General features: G+C 37.2%; 18 protein-coding genes and 1 pseudogene. All 19 read right to left on the bottom strand.

Annotated features, from left to right (window positions below):
* Positions 1-6: 6 nt before the first annotated feature.
* The 19 genes and pseudogenes from recJ to TTE_RS05575 all read right to left on the bottom strand — a co-directional run bounded on the left by recJ (position 7) and on the right by TTE_RS05575 (position 17,899).
* On the bottom strand, positions 7-2,469 hold the full coding sequence (recJ, locus tag TTE_RS05665) for a single-stranded-DNA-specific exonuclease RecJ (protein WP_011025525.1): 2,463 nt from the start codon (positions 2,467-2,469) through the stop codon (positions 7-9).
* An 18-nt stretch (positions 2,470-2,487) separates the two neighbouring features.
* Positions 2,488-4,155: a 2-polyprenylphenol 6-hydroxylase gene (gene ubiB, locus TTE_RS05660; RefSeq protein WP_011025524.1), complete on the bottom strand. Its 1,668-nt coding sequence runs from the start codon at positions 4,153-4,155 to the stop codon at positions 2,488-2,490.
* An 84-nt stretch (positions 4,156-4,239) separates the two neighbouring features.
* Positions 4,240-5,151: a protein translocase subunit SecF gene (gene secF / locus TTE_RS05655; protein ID WP_009610924.1), complete on the bottom strand. Its 912-nt coding sequence runs from the start codon at positions 5,149-5,151 to the stop codon at positions 4,240-4,242.
* A 12-nt stretch (positions 5,152-5,163) separates the two neighbouring features.
* Positions 5,164-6,396, bottom strand: coding sequence for a protein translocase subunit SecD (gene secD, locus TTE_RS05650; protein WP_011025523.1), 1,233 nt, complete (start codon positions 6,394-6,396; stop codon positions 5,164-5,166).
* Between the two features lie 23 nt (positions 6,397-6,419).
* A complete protein-coding gene (locus tag TTE_RS05645; RefSeq protein WP_011025522.1) occupies positions 6,420-6,977 on the bottom strand; it encodes a gamma carbonic anhydrase family protein in 558 nt (185 codons plus the stop codon).
* Positions 6,934-8,343, bottom strand: a complete 1,410-nt coding sequence (gene scfB / locus TTE_RS05640) for a thioether cross-link-forming SCIFF peptide maturase (protein WP_011025521.1) — start codon at positions 8,341-8,343, stop codon at positions 6,934-6,936. The genes TTE_RS05645 and scfB overlap by 44 nt, the downstream gene beginning before the upstream one ends.
* Before the next feature lie 71 nt (positions 8,344-8,414).
* Positions 8,415-8,555 (bottom strand): six-cysteine ranthipeptide SCIFF, encoded by a 141-nt coding sequence (gene scfA / locus TTE_RS13505; protein ID WP_022587783.1) that lies wholly within the window; start codon positions 8,553-8,555, stop codon positions 8,415-8,417.
* A gap of 52 nt (positions 8,556-8,607) precedes the next feature.
* On the bottom strand, positions 8,608-8,982 hold the full coding sequence (locus tag TTE_RS05635) for a TIGR04086 family membrane protein (protein ID WP_407636727.1): 375 nt from the start codon (positions 8,980-8,982) through the stop codon (positions 8,608-8,610).
* Between the two features lie 101 nt (positions 8,983-9,083).
* Positions 9,084-9,389: a preprotein translocase subunit YajC gene (gene yajC, locus TTE_RS05630; RefSeq protein ID WP_011025519.1), complete on the bottom strand. Its 306-nt coding sequence runs from the start codon at positions 9,387-9,389 to the stop codon at positions 9,084-9,086.
* A 3-nt stretch (positions 9,390-9,392) separates the two neighbouring features.
* Entirely contained in the window at positions 9,393-10,520 is a 1,128-nt protein-coding gene (gene tgt, locus TTE_RS05625) for a tRNA guanosine(34) transglycosylase Tgt (protein WP_011025518.1), read from the bottom strand.
* Positions 10,521-10,536: 16 nt separating this feature from the next.
* Complete coding sequence (gene queA / locus TTE_RS05620) at positions 10,537-11,562, bottom strand: tRNA preQ1(34) S-adenosylmethionine ribosyltransferase-isomerase QueA (RefSeq protein WP_011025517.1); 1,026 nt, start codon at positions 11,560-11,562, stop codon at positions 10,537-10,539.
* 68 nt (positions 11,563-11,630) lie between these two features.
* Positions 11,631-11,843: a DUF2905 domain-containing protein gene (locus tag TTE_RS05615; protein WP_011025516.1), complete on the bottom strand. Its 213-nt coding sequence runs from the start codon at positions 11,841-11,843 to the stop codon at positions 11,631-11,633.
* Positions 11,836-12,852: a Holliday junction branch migration DNA helicase RuvB gene (gene ruvB, locus TTE_RS05610; protein WP_009609552.1), complete on the bottom strand. Its 1,017-nt coding sequence runs from the start codon at positions 12,850-12,852 to the stop codon at positions 11,836-11,838. Before ruvB ends, TTE_RS05615 begins: the two co-directional genes overlap by 8 nt.
* A 10-nt stretch (positions 12,853-12,862) precedes the next feature.
* On the bottom strand, positions 12,863-13,426 hold the full coding sequence (gene ruvA / locus TTE_RS05605) for a Holliday junction branch migration protein RuvA (RefSeq protein ID WP_011025515.1): 564 nt from the start codon (positions 13,424-13,426) through the stop codon (positions 12,863-12,865).
* Positions 13,423-13,920, bottom strand: a complete 498-nt coding sequence (gene ruvC / locus TTE_RS05600) for a crossover junction endodeoxyribonuclease RuvC (RefSeq protein WP_011025514.1) — start codon at positions 13,918-13,920, stop codon at positions 13,423-13,425. The genes ruvA and ruvC overlap by 4 nt, the downstream gene beginning before the upstream one ends.
* Before the next feature lie 151 nt (positions 13,921-14,071).
* The gene (locus TTE_RS05595) at positions 14,072-14,860 is read right to left on the bottom strand and encodes an ABC transporter permease (RefSeq protein ID WP_011025487.1); all 789 of its coding nucleotides are present in this window, start codon (positions 14,858-14,860) and stop codon (positions 14,072-14,074) included.
* Positions 14,861-14,908: 48 nt separating this feature from the next.
* Positions 14,909-15,772, bottom strand: a complete 864-nt coding sequence (locus tag TTE_RS05590; RefSeq protein ID WP_011025513.1) for an ABC transporter ATP-binding protein — start codon at positions 15,770-15,772, stop codon at positions 14,909-14,911.
* Between the two features lie 128 nt (positions 15,773-15,900).
* Positions 15,901-16,526: pseudogene (locus TTE_RS14630) on the bottom strand (ATP-binding cassette domain-containing protein).
* 5 nt (positions 16,527-16,531) lie between these two features.
* Positions 16,532-17,899 (bottom strand): S41 family peptidase, encoded by a 1,368-nt coding sequence (locus TTE_RS05575; protein WP_041587145.1) that lies wholly within the window; start codon positions 17,897-17,899, stop codon positions 16,532-16,534.
* Positions 17,900-17,918: the final 19 nt, after the last annotated feature.

Below are 17,918 nucleotides of genomic sequence, written 5' to 3'. Positions count from 1 at the left end.
ATTATATCATTTTTTACTACTAATTTCAACTGTTTTGACCTCCCTGAAATTAGGCTTGAAAGCAAATTTAGCAAAATCTAAAAATTCTTTCTTTGCTTCAATGAACTTCTGCAAAATTTCCGCCTCTTTCAAGTTCACCTTTTCTGGCACAAAATTTTTACTCAACATTACAATATTATCACGTTCTTCTACATTTATCAATCCTGTTTCTTTCATCACTTCTAGACAAATTGCAAATTTCACCGGGTTTAAATTAAGTTCGGGATTCAAATACCCTTTAAAGAAAAACTTATTCCCTTCATCTATAAATTTGTAAATTTTTATAAAATCATCCCTGCTGGGCAAAATCTCATCAAAAACTTTCAAATTTTTATGAAGGTCCTTTTTATTAAACACAAGGTGTACTCTTTTCCTATCGCCAAAGGAAAGAGCATCGTAAAAAACTTTTCTGTCAAATGGAATGTCGTAAATCACTATGTCTTCGTAAAAATCGCATTTTTCCAGTGAAAACGGAGAAAATAAAATTAGGTTCTCTTCCTCACAGTAGCCAGCTGAAACAGAAAAATCGTAAAATTTTTCCTTTTTTAAATATCTAATTAAAGCTCTAAATTCTGCCTCTGTGTTAACTAAAATTAGAGTTTTTCTGGGACTTTTAAAAAGATGCAGTACATACTTTTCTTTATCCTGAATTCCTCTTCTGTCTACAATATTAGCCTTTAACCTGGCTTCGTCCCTTAATTTAAAAGCTTTTTTGTAAATTAAAGATTTGCTCAAATTTCTGTAGTATGCAAAGAGAGGAAATCTTACCCTTATATCTTTCACATTCACAATCGCTGATTCAATGCCATTCCAGTGGCTTATTTCTAATGTTCCTACTGCATCAACCACATCTCCTTCGGAAATTTTTAAACCGTCAGAAGAAGAATTAAAAATTAAAAGTTCATAAACCATTTCATCCTTTTTTGCCAGAATTTTTATATGCTTTCCGTCCTTTATATCAAAAATTTTATCTATCGTAAGCCCTTCAAAAAGAAGTAAAGGCTTCGGATTGCCTACTCCAAAAGGCTTTAACTGCTGTATTTTCTTGGCTATTCCCAAGTCAGCCTTATCCTTTTTTACAACTGCATCTATCTTCAAAGCAGGAACAAGGTCTATTTCTTTTACAAACCTATCAGCATACTCGTTTATTTTATCTTTGAAAAGCTTTAAATTTTCCTTTTGAATTGTAAGTCCCCCCGCCATTTCGTGCCCACCATATTTTACAAGGAGGTCCTTACAGTAATTCAAAGCTTTATAAATATTAAAACCCTCTACACTCCTTCCTGACCCTTTCCCTTCCTCTCCTATTAATCCTATAAGGATGGAGGGCCTTCCATACATTTCAGTTATCTTAGAAGAAACTATTCCTATAACTCCCGGATGCCATCCTTCTTGCCATAAGACAATTACTTTGTCATCTTTCAATCCTTCCTTCTCTATTTTCTCTATAGCTTCTTTTAAGATAGTGTTTTCCATATTTTGTCTTCTCAAATTCTCTTCGTTTAGATATTTAGCTATATCCTGTGCTTCTTTTTCATCAGAAGTTATCAATAGTCTAACTGCCGCCTCTGCACTTTTTAACCGCCCCGCTGCATTAAGCCTTGGAGCTATTATAAAACCTATGTGGTATTCATCAAGTTCTCTTCCAGATACCCCTGCAATTTCAATTAAAGCTTTAAGGCCCAAATTCCCTGTATTGTTAAGCCTCTTTAGCCCTTCTTTTACAATTACTCTATTTTCACCTATTAGCGGCACAATATCAGCAACTGTCCCTAAAGCGACTAAATCTAAAAATTCAAATGCTTGCTCTCCAATTAAGGCTTGAGCCAGCTTAAATGCTACTCCGACTCCTGCAAGCTCGGAAAAAGGATAAGCTCCTGGCAAATGAGGATTTATGACAACATCCGCTTTTGGAATTTCCTCCGGAATGCTGTGATGGTCTGTAATTATCACATCTAGCCCCATCTTTTTCGCTTTTTCAACTTCTTTTAAAGCAGTAATTCCGCAATCAACAGTTATTACAAGTTTAGCGCCTTCATAGGCGATTTTCTCCAGAGCTTCCTCATTTATACCATACCCTTCTGATAACCTCTCTGGAATGTAGTAGTCCACCTTAGCACCTAATTTTTTTAAAGCAAGATATAAAAGAGATGTAGAAGTTATACCATCCACATCATAATCTCCGTAAATAGTAATCAAACTGCCTTCTTTTATGTGCTTCTCTATCAATTCCTTCGCTTCTTTCACTCCTTTTAGTTCAAAAGGCGAAATAAGCCTATCTAAAGAAGGCATGAGAAATTCCTCAACGCCTTTTACTCCTCTTGAAGAAAGGATTTGCGCTACAATTCCATCCAAATGGTACTTTACCTTTAATTCCTCTATCTTCTTTAAATCCCTTTCTCTTACGACCCATCTATAAATTTTATCCATCTATCTCACCTGAAAGACCTATTTTTTCTTCCTCTCTACTATGAATATCCTGTAAAACACCCACAAACTCAGCATGGTAGCAATTACATATCCGAAAAATCCTATAGCATTGTAACCAAAAATTTTGTAACCACCGCCGTAAGTCAAAACCAGAGAAGACCCGACGATCAAAGCTGAAGCTATTATGCTCACAATCACTTTGTTTATCATCACATTGAGGTCATATCGCAAGCTCTCGCTCTCATCAATGTTTATTCTGACTTTTATGTCATCCTTTATAAGTTTTGTCATTATGCTCTGAAGCCTTAAAGGAAATTTTCTTAGTATAATTAAAGTTTTATGAAGGTCTTTATAATTTTCCTTGATGACCTCTTTTACATCTATTTTCTTTAGATACATTTCTTTCACAAAATCTCTTGCCACATCCGATATGCTAAAATCAGGGTCTAAGTCTCTCCCTACCCCTTCTACAGTAGCCAAAGCCTTCAGTAAAAGTGTAAAACCTGGAGGCAGCATGAGCTTGTACTTGTACACAACCCCCATAATCCTTCTCATAGAATCATTTACATTTATATTCTTAAGAGGAGTAGTGTAAAAGTAGTTTATTATTCTCCCGAGGTCAGCCTTTAAATTTCTTAAATTGGTATCAGCCCTTATAGCCCCTATATCTGAGAGAATTTCAATTACTTCTTCTGTATCATTTTCTGCAAATGCCTTAAAAAGCTCTATCAAAACTTCACGAGAAGATTTGTCCAGATACCCTACAATGCCAAAATCTATATAGGATATTTTTCCTTCCTTTGTTATTAAGATGTTTCCTGGATGCAGGTCTCCGTGAAAAAGACCGTATTTATACACCTGTAAGAAGATAGACCAAGCACCATTCCTCGCAATTCTTTTAAGGTCATAACCCTTTTCCCGCAAAATTTCTTTATTTTTAACGCTTATCCCGTCTATGTACTCCATTGTCAGCACTCTTTTTGTGGTATAATCCCAGTACACCTCAGGTATGTATATATAATCCTGATTTTTAAAATTTTCTCTAAACCTATCGGCATTATTGCCTTCCTGAGTGTAATCAAGTTCATTTAGCAGAGAATCCGTAAGTTCTTCCACTATTTCCACAAAATCTACTGGAGAATCTACTATTCTCTCGTTCAAAATCCTGGCTATATTTTTAAGGATCACAACATCCGCATGTATCTTTTTATCTACTTCAGGCCTTTGAACCTTCACTACTACATCTTTTCCTTCTTTAGTCCTTGCTCTGTAAACCTGCCCGATGGAGGCTGAAGCCAGAGGTTTTTCTTCAAAATAACTGAAAAACTCCTCAATGTTTCCCCCTAATTCGCTCTCTAAAACCTTTTTTATTGACTCAAATTCCTCTGGAGCTACTTCATCCTGCAGTTTGGAAAGCTCTATTAAAATGTCGTGGGGAATGAGGTCAGCTCTGGTGCTTATGAGCTGCCCCAACTTTATAAAAGTAGGTCCTAATTCTTCCAGAGTATTTCTTATTCGCTCCCCGATTTCCATTACATCATGCCCTCTCAGAAGGTAAAAAGGCACGCGCCCGCCTCTTGAGAGAATGTCCACTATAAACCCAAATCCATTTTTTGTAAGAATCTTTAGAATGTCTCTATATCTCTTGTAAATCTCTCTATTTCGCAAAAACAAAGGAATCCTCATTTTTTCACCTCAATAAAAATATAGCAGCACGAGCTCTTTTTTAAAAAAGAGTCATCCTGCTATCATATTTCGTAATAAGCCTTTTTAAGCTTTAGCCGCCTTGACAGAAGCTTTTTTCCTCTTTTCTCTATTTTTAATGAGCACCCAAAGCGGAGTCGAGATAAAAATTGATGAATAAGCTCCCCATGTAATTCCTATCAAAAGTGGAAGAGCAAAATCTTTTAAAGCCTTAGGCCCCAAGAAGTACATCAAAAGAAGCATTATGAGCACTGTCAGTACAACGTTTATAGATCTTACCAAGGTTTGATTAACACTTACATTGGCTACTTCAGCATAGTCAGCTCTTCTCATCACCTTAAGATTATCTCTAATCCTGTCAAAAATGACTATAGTATCGTGGAGAGAATAACTAAAAACTGTCAAAAGAGCTGCAATAAAAGGTGAGTCCACGGTTATTCTAAAAACAGCGTACACAGAAATGAGTATAAACACGTTATGAAGTAGCCCTATTACAGCCGCTAAACTCATTTCAAAATTGAATCTAATTCCTAAATAAGTGAGCATTACTAGTGAGGCTACAACAAGCGCAAGTATCATACCTGACCTTATTTCAGCCCCTAAAGAAGGGCCCACTTGCTGTGACATTATAAGATCGCTTTCTGTGAGATTGTACTTTTTCTCAATCTCTTTTATTATTGCTATTCGAGTCTGGTCAGAGATAGGGCTTGTCTTTATAGAGACGTGATCACCCTTTGTTCCAATTTTCTGTATCTGATAGTCCTTCACTTTATAGTCATTTAAAATTTTGATTATGTCCTTAGTATCAAAAGGCTTTCCAATTTTAAACTCCATTATGGTTCCGCCAGTAAAATCTATGCCCCAGTTAAAGCCATTTACAAACATGGCTATTATGCCGATCAGTATCATTATACCCGAAATGGTAAACCAAATTTTTGTCTTGCCAATGACATCTATGTGAAATCTGTGACCATTCAATCTAATTCCCTCCTATGCTCCATAGAATTTGACATTTCTTGTAAGGTCCATCTCAAGGAGCGCGTGCAGTAAGAATCTTGTCACAGTTATAGCAGTAAATAAGCTGGAAGACACACCTATTAAAAGAGTCAGAGCAAAACCTTTTACGTTTCCTGAACCCAAGTAAAAGAGGATGATCGCGCCGATTATAGTGGTGACATTCGCATCAATTACTGCTCTCATAGCCTTTGCAAATCCTGCATCCAGTGCAGGCCTTATGGTCTTCCCTGCCCACAGCTCTTCTTTGAACCTTTCAAAAATTAAGATGTTGGTATCAACAGCCATACCTATTGAAAGCAAGAATCCAGCAATTCCTGGAAGGTCCAATGTTACATTGAAGATAGCGTATATTATAAAGTTTATGAGTATATATATGAGAAGAGCCAAATCGGCTATGAAACCGGGCAACCTGTAAAAAGCCATCATAAAAAGCATTACTAATAATGTTCCATATATACCTGCCTCTACACTAGCTTTTAAAGCACTAGGTCCAAGAGTCGCACCGACAGAACTATAGGCTATAGGCTTTAAAGTGACAGGCAAAGACCCTGCCCTAATCAAAGTAGCCAGTTCAGAGGCTTCTTGGAAGTCCTTAAGACCAGTAATCACCGCATTTCCAGTAGTTATAACATCCCTTACCACTGGAGCAGAAATTACTTTGTCGTCTAATAAGATAGCAATAGGCTGCCCTAAAAATTTTTGAGTTGCCTCAGCAAATTTTTTCGTTCCTTCCGCATCCAAAACAAGAGTGACTTGTGGCTGCTGTCCAGTTGAGGTTTGGGCGTAAACTGCCTTTGAATCTTTTACATTCGCCCCTGTCAAGATGACCTTTCCGTCAGGACCCACAAATTTAAGTTGCGCCGTTTTACCTATAATCTCTATAGCCTTGTCCGGATCTTTCATACCTGGAAGCTCCACGCGAATTCTGTTGGAACCTTGTTGAGCAATGACAGGCTGAGTCACACCCAAAGCGTCTACTCTATTTCTTATTACCGCAATAGCCTTGTTTATGGCATCCTGTGTGACATTGCCCTGCGCTTCTTCCAGTACGTACACTCCACCTCTTAAATCAAGTCCCAACCTTATGTGGTCTTGAATTGGAGAAATAGAAAAATTCCCTGCTTTGATCCCAAAGAAAGCCACATACGCTACTAAAGCTGAGACCAAAATTACAGAAAAAAATTTAATAAAGCCTCGACTTCTCATCTAAATCCTCCTTTGTCGTTTGACTAACTATTTTCTATTATATTACTTTTATTGTAAACGGTCAATTGCCCAAACTCAGAAAAATGCAATTTTGCTAATTCTACATAGTGTTCGTAGGACTTATGGATGCTTTCTATCTCCTCTTCTGTGAGCTGCCTCACTACTTTAGCAGGGCTTCCTATCACGAGGCTCCCTGGAGGAATTTTCTTGCCTCCTGTCACTAAAGCACCAGCTCCAATTATGCAATTATCCCCTATCTCCGCATCATCCAGAATAATTGCTCCCATTCCTATCAACACGTTATTCCCCACTTTACAAGCGTGGACAATTGCTCCGTGCCCTATTGTGCAGTATTTTCCTATATAGCAGGGATGTCCATCTGTCACATGCACTACACAGTTGTCCTGTATATTTGTCCCTTCCTCCACCACTATCTTATCAACATCCCCTCTTAAAACCGCTCCATACCAGATATTTACGTTCTTTTTTATTTCCACATCCCCAATAATCTCAGCAGTCTCGGCTATATAAGCCTCTTCATCTATTTGCGGCTTTATCCCTTTGTACTCTTTGATAATCACCTTTTTCACCCCTCAATGTAAGGTAAGCCTTTATGGCAATGGCATTTTCAATGCGCCTTTTTTGCATTTCACAGGCAAGTTTATAAGGTTTGTTAATATCTCCGTTAATATTATAATTATTTGCAAAGCACCCACCACTACAATAAAATCTCGCCCAGCAATTAGCGCATTCTTCCCTTTTGTAAATATCACTTTCCATGAATTTTCTCTGCAACTCTATATTTGTAATTCCTTCATCTAAAGTTCCCAATTTAAATTCCTCAATCCCTACAAACTGGTGACATGGGTAAATCTCCTCATCAGGAGTTACAGCTATATATTCAAATCCCGCACCACAACCCTGTAATCTTTTCTTTATGCAGGGCCCACCTTTTAAGTCTATCTTAAAATGATAAAAAGCAAAAGGTCTCCCTTCCTCATAGCGCCTTATATACTCTTCTGCTAATCTGTCGTATTCTTCAAAAATTCTATCTAAGTGCTCCTCCTTCAAGGTATAATCTTTATCATCCTTCTCTACAACAGGTTCAACAGAAATTTCATATACTCCCAAATCAGCTATATGAAGCACATCCTCCACAAAGTCCAGATTTTTAGCAGTAAAAGTCCCTCTCACATAGTATTCCTTTTTACCCCTTGCCTTAACAAACTTTTGAATTTTTGGCACAATAACATCATATGTGCCGCTTCCATCAGCCCTTACTCTCATCTGGTCGTTTACTTCTTTTCTGCCGTCTAAACTTAAGACCACATTTGAAAAATTTTCATTGAAGTACTCTATCTTTTCATCGTCTAAAAGAACTGCATTTGTAGTTATTGTAAACTTGATATTTTTCTTGTTCTCTTTTGCCTTCTGTTTCCCATACTCCACTAATTGCTTAACAACTTCAAAATTTAAAAGGGGTTCACCGCCAAAAAAGTCAATTTCAATATTTCTCCTCTTACCAGAACTCTTTATCAAAAAATCTATGGCCTTTCTCCCCGTCTCAAAGTCCATTAATTTTCTTCCACCCTTAAAATTTCCAGTGGAAGCAAAACAATACTTGCACCTCAAATTACAGTCATGAGCTACATTCAAACACATTGCCTTTATCACAGAATCCGCTCTTGAAATTGCTATATCTTTGTATATATCCTCTGTAAAAAGGAGCCCGTTTCCCTTTAACTCATCGACCTCTGAAATCGCCTCTAAAATATCTTCTTCTTTGTACTTATCTTTTAGCAAATTTACAATTTCCTCGCGAGAATGATTTTCATAATAATCTAATACATCATACACTACATCATCCACCACATGTATGGCACCACTTACTGGGTCAACCACTATGTTAAGGCCCAATCTTTTAAATTTATGCATTGTCGCAGACATTTTAAAACCTCCATTGCAAGTTTAAATGGCAGTAAATACTTACTGCCATTTAAGGTAGTTATGTATTAAAGTTAGTTATACTGGCACTCTTGATTACCTACAGTGCAGGAAGTCTTGCAAGCAGACTGACAGGATGCCTGGCATTCTCCACAACCAGGTTTTTTAAGGCTCTCTCTCAATGTGGGCTTGTTAATTGTTATAATCCTCCTCATCTTCCTTCCCTCCTCCCGCTTTATTATAACACATAAAAAGAAGGAAGGAAAGCTATAAATTGATGCCTATCATCCCCCCTAAAGAGCCCAGAAAAGCTCCCCATAAAAACTTTACAGCCAGCGAAGATGAGGGTCCAAATTCCTTCACCAAAAAAGTTCCTAAAAGTGCCATCACTGCAATGTACAAAATTCCTGCAATTCCGCCATTTAACCAGCCTTTGCTGGCAGTATTCCTTGCAGATAGGGCTCCTGCCAATACCACTCCTGTAATAGTGACGAAGATTGTGAATTTAGGCAAAGCCATCTCCGAAACAGAAGTAAAAGTTAAAAGAAGGGCGTAGATTATGAAAAAAAGAAGTGTAATTATGTAAGAGACTAAGACTCCAATTAAAATGCCTGAAAAATTGATTCCACTCCTTTTATCCATCACAAAGTGCCTTCTCAACCTCCTACCCCCTTTCACTTCTCACTAATATCTATGCCAAAAAACAAAAACATAGTACAAAAAAGATGCGGACTAGCCGCACCCTACTTTGATTCCTTATCTCCTTTATTGTTGTTAGATTCTGCTCTGCTCACAACTCCACCTACTGCCCATTTAGCAATCTTTAATCTTACCTTGTCTGCTCCCATTTCAAGAGTTATCACATCGTCCTTTATATTGAGTATCTTTCCATAAAAACCGCTTTTAGTTATAATTTCATCTCCAGGCCTCAAAGAATCCAGCATTTCTCTCTCTTTTTTCTGCCTTCTCTGCTGTGGCAAAATAAGTAAAAAGTAAAAAATTGCAATTAAAATCGCAAATTGAATGAGTACATAAGTAGTTTCGTTCATTCACTATTCCTCCCTGTTCCCATAATATTTTTTTAAAAACTCTTCTTTAAATTCCAGCAGGCGATCTTGCCTTATGGCCTCCCTTATTTTCTCCATCAATTTAATTAAAAAATAGAGATTGTGGTAGGTAGCAAGCCTCGCCGCCAAAATTTCCTTCGCCTTAAAAAGATGCCTTAAATAAGCTCTAGAATAATTCTTGCAGGTGTAACAGTCGCATTCCTCATCCAGTGGCGAAAAGTCTTCAGCATACGGCGCATCTCTCACTATCAATTTGCCTCTGCTTGTAAATACAGTTCCATTTCTGGCAATTCGCGTAGGCAATACACAGTCAAACATGTCAACCCCTCTTATCACACCTTCTATAAGGTCTTCGGGCGTTCCCACCCCCATCAGATATCTCGGTTTATCGTGAGGCAAATAATCAGTAGTAAAATCTATAATTTCGTACATAAGGTCTTTTGGCTCACCAACACTTAAACCCCCAATAGCATATCCGGGAAAATCCATATCAACTAACCTTTCTGCGCACTCTCTTCTTAAATCTTTATAAGTTCCCCCTTGCACAATGCCAAAAAGAGCCTGTCTATCCGTATTTTTATGGGCTTTTTTCCCCCTCTTCGCCCACTTTATTGTAAGTTCCATAGACCTTTTTACATAGTCATAGTCAGCAGGATAAGGGGCACATTCATCAAAAGACATGATTATATCAGACCCCAGCGAATTCTGTATCTCTATCACTTTTTCAGGAGTAAAAAAATGTTTTGACCCGTCAATGTGAGACCTAAATTCCACGCCATCTTCTGTAATTTTTCTCAAAGAGCTTAAACTAAAAACTTGAAATCCGCCGCTATCTGTTAAAATAGCCCTATCCCAGTTCATGAATTTGTGAAGACCACCTGCTTTTTCAATAATCTTGTGGCCTGGCCTTAAATAAAGATGGTAGGTGTTTCCTAAAATAATTGTAGCGCCCATTTCTTTTAGCTCATCAGGGGTCATCGCTTTCACTGTAGCCTGCGTACCTACAGGCATAAAAACTGGCGTCTCTATAACTCCATGGGGGGTTTCAAGAATTCCCAATCTTGCCTTGGTCCTTGCATCTTTTTTTATAACTTGGTACTTTATCGCAGCCATTTTTACCTCCTGTCCTTTATATGATAAGCATTGCATCTCCAAAGCTAAAGAACCTGTATTTATTCTCAATAGCCACTTTATACGCCCTCATTATATTCTCTTTTCCTGCAAAAGCAGAAACCATCATTATGAGGGTAGATTCAGGCAGATGGAAATTTGTAATCATCCCGTCTATCGCTTTAAACTTATATCCAGGATATATAAAAATATCTGTCCATCCGCTTTTTGGATGAATATATCCGCTCTCATCTGCAACCGTCTCTAAAGTGCGAGTAGAAGTAGTCCCTACAGCTATTATGCGGCCTCCATTTTTTCGAGCTTCATTTATGGCTTTTGCGGCTTCTTCTGTAACAATGTAAAACTCCTCGTGCATCTTGTGGTTCTCTATTATTTCCTCTTTAACAGGCCTGAAAGTGCCCAACCCCACGTGAAGAGTTATGAAAACCGTCTTTACTCCCATATTTCGAATTTCATCCAGCAATTCCTCTGTGAAATGAAGACCTGCTGTAGGTGCTGCAGCCGAGCCTTCATACTTGGCGTATACCGTTTGATACCTATTCTTGTCCTTCAGCTTTTTCTTTATATAAGGAGGAACAGGCATCTCCCCCAACCTGTCCAATACCTCTTCGAACACCCCATCGTAGTAAAATCTTGCTATGCGCCCTCCCGCCTCTGTGGTATCGATTATTTCTGCCACAAGCTCTCCATTTCCAAATACCACCCTTTTGCCCACCTTTGCCCTTTTGCCTGGTTTCACTAAAACCTCCCACTCATTCATTGAAGTCCTTCTCAAAAGCAAAAGCTCTACCTTTCCTCCAGAATCCTCCCTCTGTCCAATGAGCCTTGCAGGAATTACTTTTGTGTCATTTAAAACCAGACAATCCCCTTCTTTTAGATATTTAGTTATGTTTTTAAAAATGTCGTGCTTTATTTCCCCTGTCCTTCTATCTAAAATCATCAATCTGGAACTTGCCCTATCTTCTAATGGCTCTTGAGCAATTAACTCCTCCGGCAAATCAAAGTAGAATTCACTTCGCTTCATACCCTACTCCATCCCTTTTCAAGAATGCATATGGTGATTATACCGTTAAATCAAAAAATTTTCAATACTTACCTTCTAAAAAGCCAGAAAAGAAGTGTTAAAAATACGCTTAATAAAAGGCTTGTCATCAATGGAAAATAAAAAGTAAAATTTCCCCTGTGATAAACTATATCTCCTGGCAAACGGCCCAAACCAATTTTTGAACCTGCTGAAAAAAGAAGTCCTATGGCGATTAAAATTGCTCCCATAAATATTAACATTTTGCCAAAGCTGTCAAACATCCTCAATCCTCCTCTGCTCAACATAAGGGTACTTAAGATACTGATAGGCCAGTTTTGTAACTACTCTCCCTCTTGGAGTTCTATTTAAAAATCCTATCTGCATGAGATAAGGCTCGTACATATCTTCTATTGTATCCCCATCTTCACCAACTGATGCAGCAATAGCATCAATTCCAACAGGTCCTCCGCCAAACTTCTCTATTATTGCAATCAAGATCTTTCTATCAATTTCCTCTAAACCCATTTCATCGACCCCAAGCATGTTTAAAGCTATATTTGCCGTATTGTAATCAATATAGCCATTTCCTTTCACTTCCGCGAAATCTCTCACCCTTTTTAAAAGCCTGTTGGCTATTCTGGGAGTTCCTCTGGACCTTCTAGCTATCTCAAAAGCTGCATCTTCGTCAATACCAATATTCAAAATATTAGCTGACCTTTTTATAATTTCCTTTAATTCCTCTACTGAATAATAATCAAGGCGATTTATGACTCCAAATCTACTCCTTAAAGGAGAAGTCATGAGAGCTGCCCTTGTAGTAGCTCCAATAAGCGTAAATTTAGGAAGGCTAAGCCTTATAGACCGAGCGCTTGGTCCCTTCCCTATTACTATGTCAAGCTCAAAATCTTCCATAGCAGGATACAAAATCTCCTCAACGCTTCTGTTTAATCTGTGAATCTCGTCTATAAAGAGTATGTCATTCTCCTGCAAATTCGTCAAAATTGCGGCTAAATCTCCAGACCTCTCTATAGCAGGTCCTGAAGTTATTTTTATGCCTACACCCATTTCATTAGAAATAACTGTAGCTAAAGTAGTCTTCCCAAGCCCGGGAGGACCGTAAAGTAGGACATGGTCTAGTGGTTCTCCTCTTTTTTTAGCTGCTTCTATATAGATTTTTAGCTCCTGTTTTATTTTCTCCTGTCCTATGTACTCAGAAAGCCACCTGGGACGGAGACTGTATTCCGTCGCATCCTCTTGAGTAAAATTTTGAGTCAATATCCTTTCTTCCATTTACTTCACCCTATTTCGCCAATTTTTTCAGCGCCTCTTTGACAGCCTGTTCCACACTTTCACAGTTTACATCAGAAAGAGCGTAAATAGCCTCACTTTTAGTATAACCCAATGCTAGCAAAGCCTCTAAAGCCTCATTTAACAGGCTGTCCTCTTTCGGGACTACAACCTCTTTGGGCACTTTATCCTTGAGCTCTAATATGATCCTCTCTGCTGTCTTCTTTCCTATGCCAGGAGCTGCTGTTAAAATTTTGTAATCACCGCTGTTTACTGCCTTTATAAAGCTTTCTATTGGCACAACAGAGAGAATAGAAAGAGCACCTTTAGGTCCTACGCCGCTCACAGAAAGTAATTTCTCAAAAAGTTCTAGCTCTTCTTTTCTCTTAAAGCCAAAAATCTGAAATCCATCTTCCCTGACGTAAAGGTATGTGTAAAGCTTTGTTATATTTCCTTTGGGAGGCAACTCCTTCATAGTAGAAAAGGGCACAAAAATTTTTATACCTATGCCCATAAGGTCGATTATCACATGATCTGGTCCTATGTCTTCAATAATTCCCCTTATGTACTCAATCATCGCCCATACCCCAGTCTTTCCAACATATTATTGCTGTGGCAGTGGCAAATGGCAACGGCCAGCGCATCAGCCACATCATCTGGCTTTGGTATCTCATCAAGATTTAAAAGCACCTTTACCATCTGCTGAACCTGCTGTTTTTCCGCTCTCCCATACCCAACTACTGCCTGTTTCACCTGTAGGGGGGTATACTCATACACTTTTACCCCAGAATTTACAGCAGCCAGTATTGAAATCCCTCTAACTTCTCCAATTGTAATTACCGTCTTAGAATTTTTATTATAGAAAAGCTCTTCAATCGCTACAATCTCTGGACGATAAAGCTTTATAATATCTTCAAGTCCCTTATATAGGGTGTAAAGACGAAACGCCTTGTCAACTCCCGCATCTGTAGTGATGGCTCCATAAACTATGGGAGAAAATTTGTTGTTCTTGTACTCAACGACTCCATATCCCAATGTGGCAATTCCCGGATCTATTCCCAATACCCTCATTCTTCTCCTCTCCTTTTATTTATTTTAACATCAACAGAGCTTGTAAACAAGAAAAAGTTCTCCCGAAGGAGAAATCGACCTTTCAAAGATAAAATTAAGTCCCTGTTTCCTACCTTCAAAAACAGGGACTTACATATCCTTAGATAGCATATTAATAAAAAGCATATTCTCCTTTTTTCTTAACAACTAGCATGGCATACCGGAAGGTTACTATAGAAATTATGGCAATTAATACTGTATAAACTACTAGTCCTACAAAACTTCCAATAAAATTACCGCCATTAATTAGGCTCTCAAGTGCTTTTACTCCCCAAGTCATTGGCAATATATTAGAAAAAGCTTGTAGTGAAGCTGGCATGGTACTCCAGGGTATGACTATTCCTGAAAAGAATAAAATAAGATATTCTAGAATAGATGTCGTTGCTCCTACCCGTTTAAAAATCATCCCCAAAGATGCTATGAAAAATCCAAAGGCATAAAGAGTAAGGATTATCAACATACCGATAACTACTGCCATCGCAGTTACTCTCCATGATGAGGACATATAGCTTAAGTCAGGCTTAAACACCACATAGAGTATGCCACCAACCACAAGAGTCTGAATTAGAGTAAACAGGCAATGCACAATATTGCGAGCAATCAAAATATGAATAAATGGGGTCTTGGTTATAGATATGCGTTCCAGCGTTCCCAAGTATCGTTCCTCTGCAAGATGACTTGTGGCATCAGATAACGCAGATGGGGTAAAAAGCCACAGCAGCAATCCAACAAAAGCTACTGCCTGCCCACTCTGCGTAAACAAGGAATTTACTGCCCAGTAGAGCCCACTCAAAAAAATAGCAGTTGAAATAAGTCCAACAATGTAGTTGAATAAGTATCGCTTTAGGTCAAAGTAAAACTTAAAAAACTCAGCTTTAATTGCTTTCACTACACTCACCATATAACCTCCTAAAAATCGCCTCAAAATCCGGACTTTTTTTCTCCAAGTTTAACACTTAAAATCAGGATCGGAAAAAACCGAATAAAACAATTCCTTTTGCCCCAGCCGTAAGGTTGTTTTTAAAGTAACATCCGATAAAATTTCAAATTGAAGTTCGTATTTACGCAACTTTTCCCTTGCTTTTGCAGAATTCCGCAAATATAAAATATATTCCTCTTCTTTGCTTAAGTTCTTAAGGTCCTCAGTTTTACCCTCTAAAATGACTTTTCCCTCTTTGAGCCATAAAACTTTATTAGTAACCTTTTCTACAAAGTCCATTCTATGACTGGCAATTATGACAGTTTTCCCCATCTCTTTTACCCAGCTTTTTATAGATTCAGTAAGTTCGGCAGCAGCAAGCACATCAAGGCCGGAAAGAGGTTCATCTAAAAATACCACTTCCGGATCATTTATAAGGCAGGTAGCAATTGCAAGTTTTTTTCTCATTCCTGCTGAATATGTAAATACATACTGGTCCTTAACTTCATACAGATCTAGTTTTTTTAAAAGTTCTTCACATCTCCTCTTGGCAACAGAAGATGGAACCTGATTAAGATATGCAAAGTAGATAATATTAGCTTCTCCGGTTAAGTAATGATATACATTTTGCGTGCCTTCCCAGAGAAAAGAAAATCGCCCTCTTATTATCTCAGGCTTTTTTAGAAGGGATACTCCCCGGTACAAGATATCTCCTTGGTCAGGGATTAGCAAAGTTGCAATCTGCTTTATCAAAGTGGTCTTGCCAGCCCCATTTGGCCCCAAAATCCCCAGTACGTCACCACGCTCAACAAAAAAGTTAATATTGTCATTTGCCTTAATCTGTTGATTCCCTCTCTTATACACTTTCGTCAAGTTTCGCACTTCCAACAGCATAACTTCACTTACTCCTTACTATTATCTTTTAAACTAGAAACACTTAACTTCTCTATTACTCTTTCATAGATACTTGCTTTTGTCGGCAACCATTTGTAAGTTGCTTCAATGCTATATTTTGCATCCTTTCATACAGCTTCCTCTACTGCCTCTTTCTCATCAATCCCATAATTATACATATAATAGAAATATCCTCTCTTCTCTAATAGCTCATCTAATGTACTCCTTTCAACGATTTCCCCATCTTCCATCACAAATATTTCATCATACCTTTTAAGTATGTCCGGGTCCAATTTATGGGTTACAGCAAGTAAAGCATTCCTCTTCCCATCGTAGGAAAAGGTTAGGTTCTTGATTTCTATAGAATTTCTAAATTCAAAACTTGTGAAACTTCTTACACCAAACATTCCACCTTTTTAGAAATTCTATTTAAATCTATCACTTCATCCGCTATATTTAAAAACTCTTGATTATGAGTAACAATTAAAATTATTTTTTCTTTCTTGAGTGCTGTTAGCATAGATTTTAATTTCTCAATACTAACAACATCTAAGGCAGACGTGGGCTCATCTAACACTATAACATCTGGATCTTTTAAAAATGTCCTTGCAATCGCTATCTTTAATTTTTCTCCTCTTGAAATATTGCTTGAGGCTTCATTTAGTTTTGTATTCAATCCTTCATGAAATTTATCTATATTTACATTTAAATCTTTTAGCAGTTTATCAATAGTTTTATAATCGTAAACCTCCACCCCTTTTAGAAATTGCCTTTTTCTAAAGACTTAATCACTTCAACTGTCTTTTGCTTCAATATTTCTGCTCTTACTTCTGGATAGCCAGCATTTGTATCTGGAACGTCTAATTCTATGTCTGGTTTCACACCTTCTATAAAAAATGAACCCCCGTCTCGGTTTAAAATTGTGCCGGCTTCAAATCTCACAATCAATCCACTGTTAGGAAGCCTCATATATGAAGTAAGTGAACCATCTCCTGAAGTACTTCTTCCTATCAATGTAGCAAAACCAGTTTCTTTGCAGAACATGGCAAATCTTGTGGCTGCAGAAAAAGTTCCTCTGTCTATTATTAGAAATATCCTTCCTTTGAAATTTACATATTCATTTGATTTGAAAAACTTTTCTATGTAGTTTTCTTTTTGTTTAGATAGGTTTTCTTTAAATTCACAGATTGTAAAATCTTTTTTCATCTCTTCTGAAAGTTTATCGTATATAGGACTCTCTTTGAATTTATCTTCGTCATAAAATATTACATACTTCTCGAAATTTTTTTTCGTATATTTTCCCTTTCTCGATAGATAAAACCATGTATTTTTATCCTCAGAGTATCTGAAACCTTTTTCTCCTATCAGTGGAGCTACTATAGCATCTATCCAGTATTCTGAAGAACCTCCTTCATTTCCACTAATGTCTATAATTAAATAAGGATAATCTTTGATAGTTTTTAAAAAGTTGTATATTTCTTTTTTCTCTTCCCGATAATTTTTACTGTTCTGATCTTTATCTATCAAAAAAGAATTAACTCTTAAATACGCTATTTTATCCTCTTCTAAAATTTCTGTTTTTATATTTTTCTGTCCTCTCCTCATTTGAACAAAAAAGCTACTATTATGACTGGGATTTACACTTTCTAGCAATTCACTCCATTTTTCATAATTTTTCTTAGAATCTTTAAACATTTTTATAAAAGGCTTAAATTCAATAAAATTTCTTATCTCTTCACCTTCGATTAACTTTAAAAGATAATTAAAATAGCTAGGACTTGCTACATAAAGGTGCCCATCATGCAATTTCCGTAAAATTTCATTTAATTTATTATAAAACTCAATATTATTCCTTGTATTTTTTATCTCTTCTATAAACTCTTCCTTATGGGCTAGCCAGTCGTAGCCATACATTTTCTTTACTTCATAAAAATGTGCGTAATTGTCTTTTAAAATGTTATACATGTACTCAAAATCTTCTATCTTTTCTTTCTCTGTTAAATCTTTTAATTCCTTTGATGCAAATAAAGTGTTTGAAGTATATATACCGGTAAAAAATCCTGTTGAAAATATCAGAATCAATAAAAATATCAAAGTAATTGTAGAAATTGACAGTTTCTTACCCAACAGTATCACATCCTTTTTT

Origin of the sequence: Caldanaerobacter subterraneus subsp. tengcongensis MB4 (assembly GCF_000007085.1) — a bacterium.
Lineage (GTDB): Bacteria > Bacillota > Thermoanaerobacteria > Thermoanaerobacterales > Thermoanaerobacteraceae > Thermoanaerobacter > Thermoanaerobacter subterraneus.
This window is presented reverse-complemented; position numbering and strand designations above follow the sequence as displayed.

What these genes read in the sequence shown, in the direction of transcription:
- TTE_RS05595 (WP_011025487.1), bottom strand. Translation starts at nt 14,860, where the DNA reads ATGGTGAGTGTAGTGAAAGCAATTAAAGCTGAGTTTTTTAAGTTTTAC.
- TTE_RS05590 (WP_011025513.1), bottom strand. Translation starts at nt 15,772, where the DNA reads ATGCTGTTGGAAGTGCGAAACTTGACGAAAGTGTATAAGAGAGGGAAT.
- ruvB (WP_009609552.1), bottom strand. Translation starts at nt 12,852, where the DNA reads ATGGAAGAAAGGATATTGACTCAAAATTTTACTCAAGAGGATGCGACG.
- queA (WP_011025517.1), bottom strand. Translation starts at nt 11,562, where the DNA reads ATGAAGCGAAGTGAATTCTACTTTGATTTGCCGGAGGAGTTAATTGCT.
- yajC (WP_011025519.1), bottom strand. Translation starts at nt 9,389, where the DNA reads ATGAACGAAACTACTTATGTACTCATTCAATTTGCGATTTTAATTGCA.
- ruvA (WP_011025515.1), bottom strand. Translation starts at nt 13,426, where the DNA reads ATGATTGAGTACATAAGGGGAATTATTGAAGACATAGGACCAGATCAT.
- TTE_RS05635 (WP_407636727.1), bottom strand. Translation starts at nt 8,982, where the DNA reads ATGGATAAAAGGAGTGGAATCAATTTTTCAGGCATTTTAATTGGAGTC.
- ubiB (WP_011025524.1), bottom strand. Translation starts at nt 4,155, where the DNA reads ATGAGGATTCCTTTGTTTTTGCGAAATAGAGAGATTTACAAGAGATAT.
- tgt (WP_011025518.1), bottom strand. Translation starts at nt 10,520, where the DNA reads ATGGCTGCGATAAAGTACCAAGTTATAAAAAAAGATGCAAGGACCAAG.
- scfA (WP_022587783.1), bottom strand. Translation starts at nt 8,555, where the DNA reads ATGAGGAGGATTATAACAATTAACAAGCCCACATTGAGAGAGAGCCTT.
- secD (WP_011025523.1), bottom strand. Translation starts at nt 6,396, where the DNA reads ATGAGAAGTCGAGGCTTTATTAAATTTTTTTCTGTAATTTTGGTCTCA.
- ruvC (WP_011025514.1), bottom strand. Translation starts at nt 13,920, where the DNA reads ATGAGGGTATTGGGAATAGATCCGGGAATTGCCACATTGGGATATGGA.
- scfB (WP_011025521.1), bottom strand. Translation starts at nt 8,343, where the DNA reads ATGTCTGCGACAATGCATAAATTTAAAAGATTGGGCCTTAACATAGTG.
- TTE_RS05615 (WP_011025516.1), bottom strand. Translation starts at nt 11,843, where the DNA reads ATGTTTGACAGCTTTGGCAAAATGTTAATATTTATGGGAGCAATTTTA.
- recJ (WP_011025525.1), bottom strand. Translation starts at nt 2,469, where the DNA reads ATGGATAAAATTTATAGATGGGTCGTAAGAGAAAGGGATTTAAAGAAG.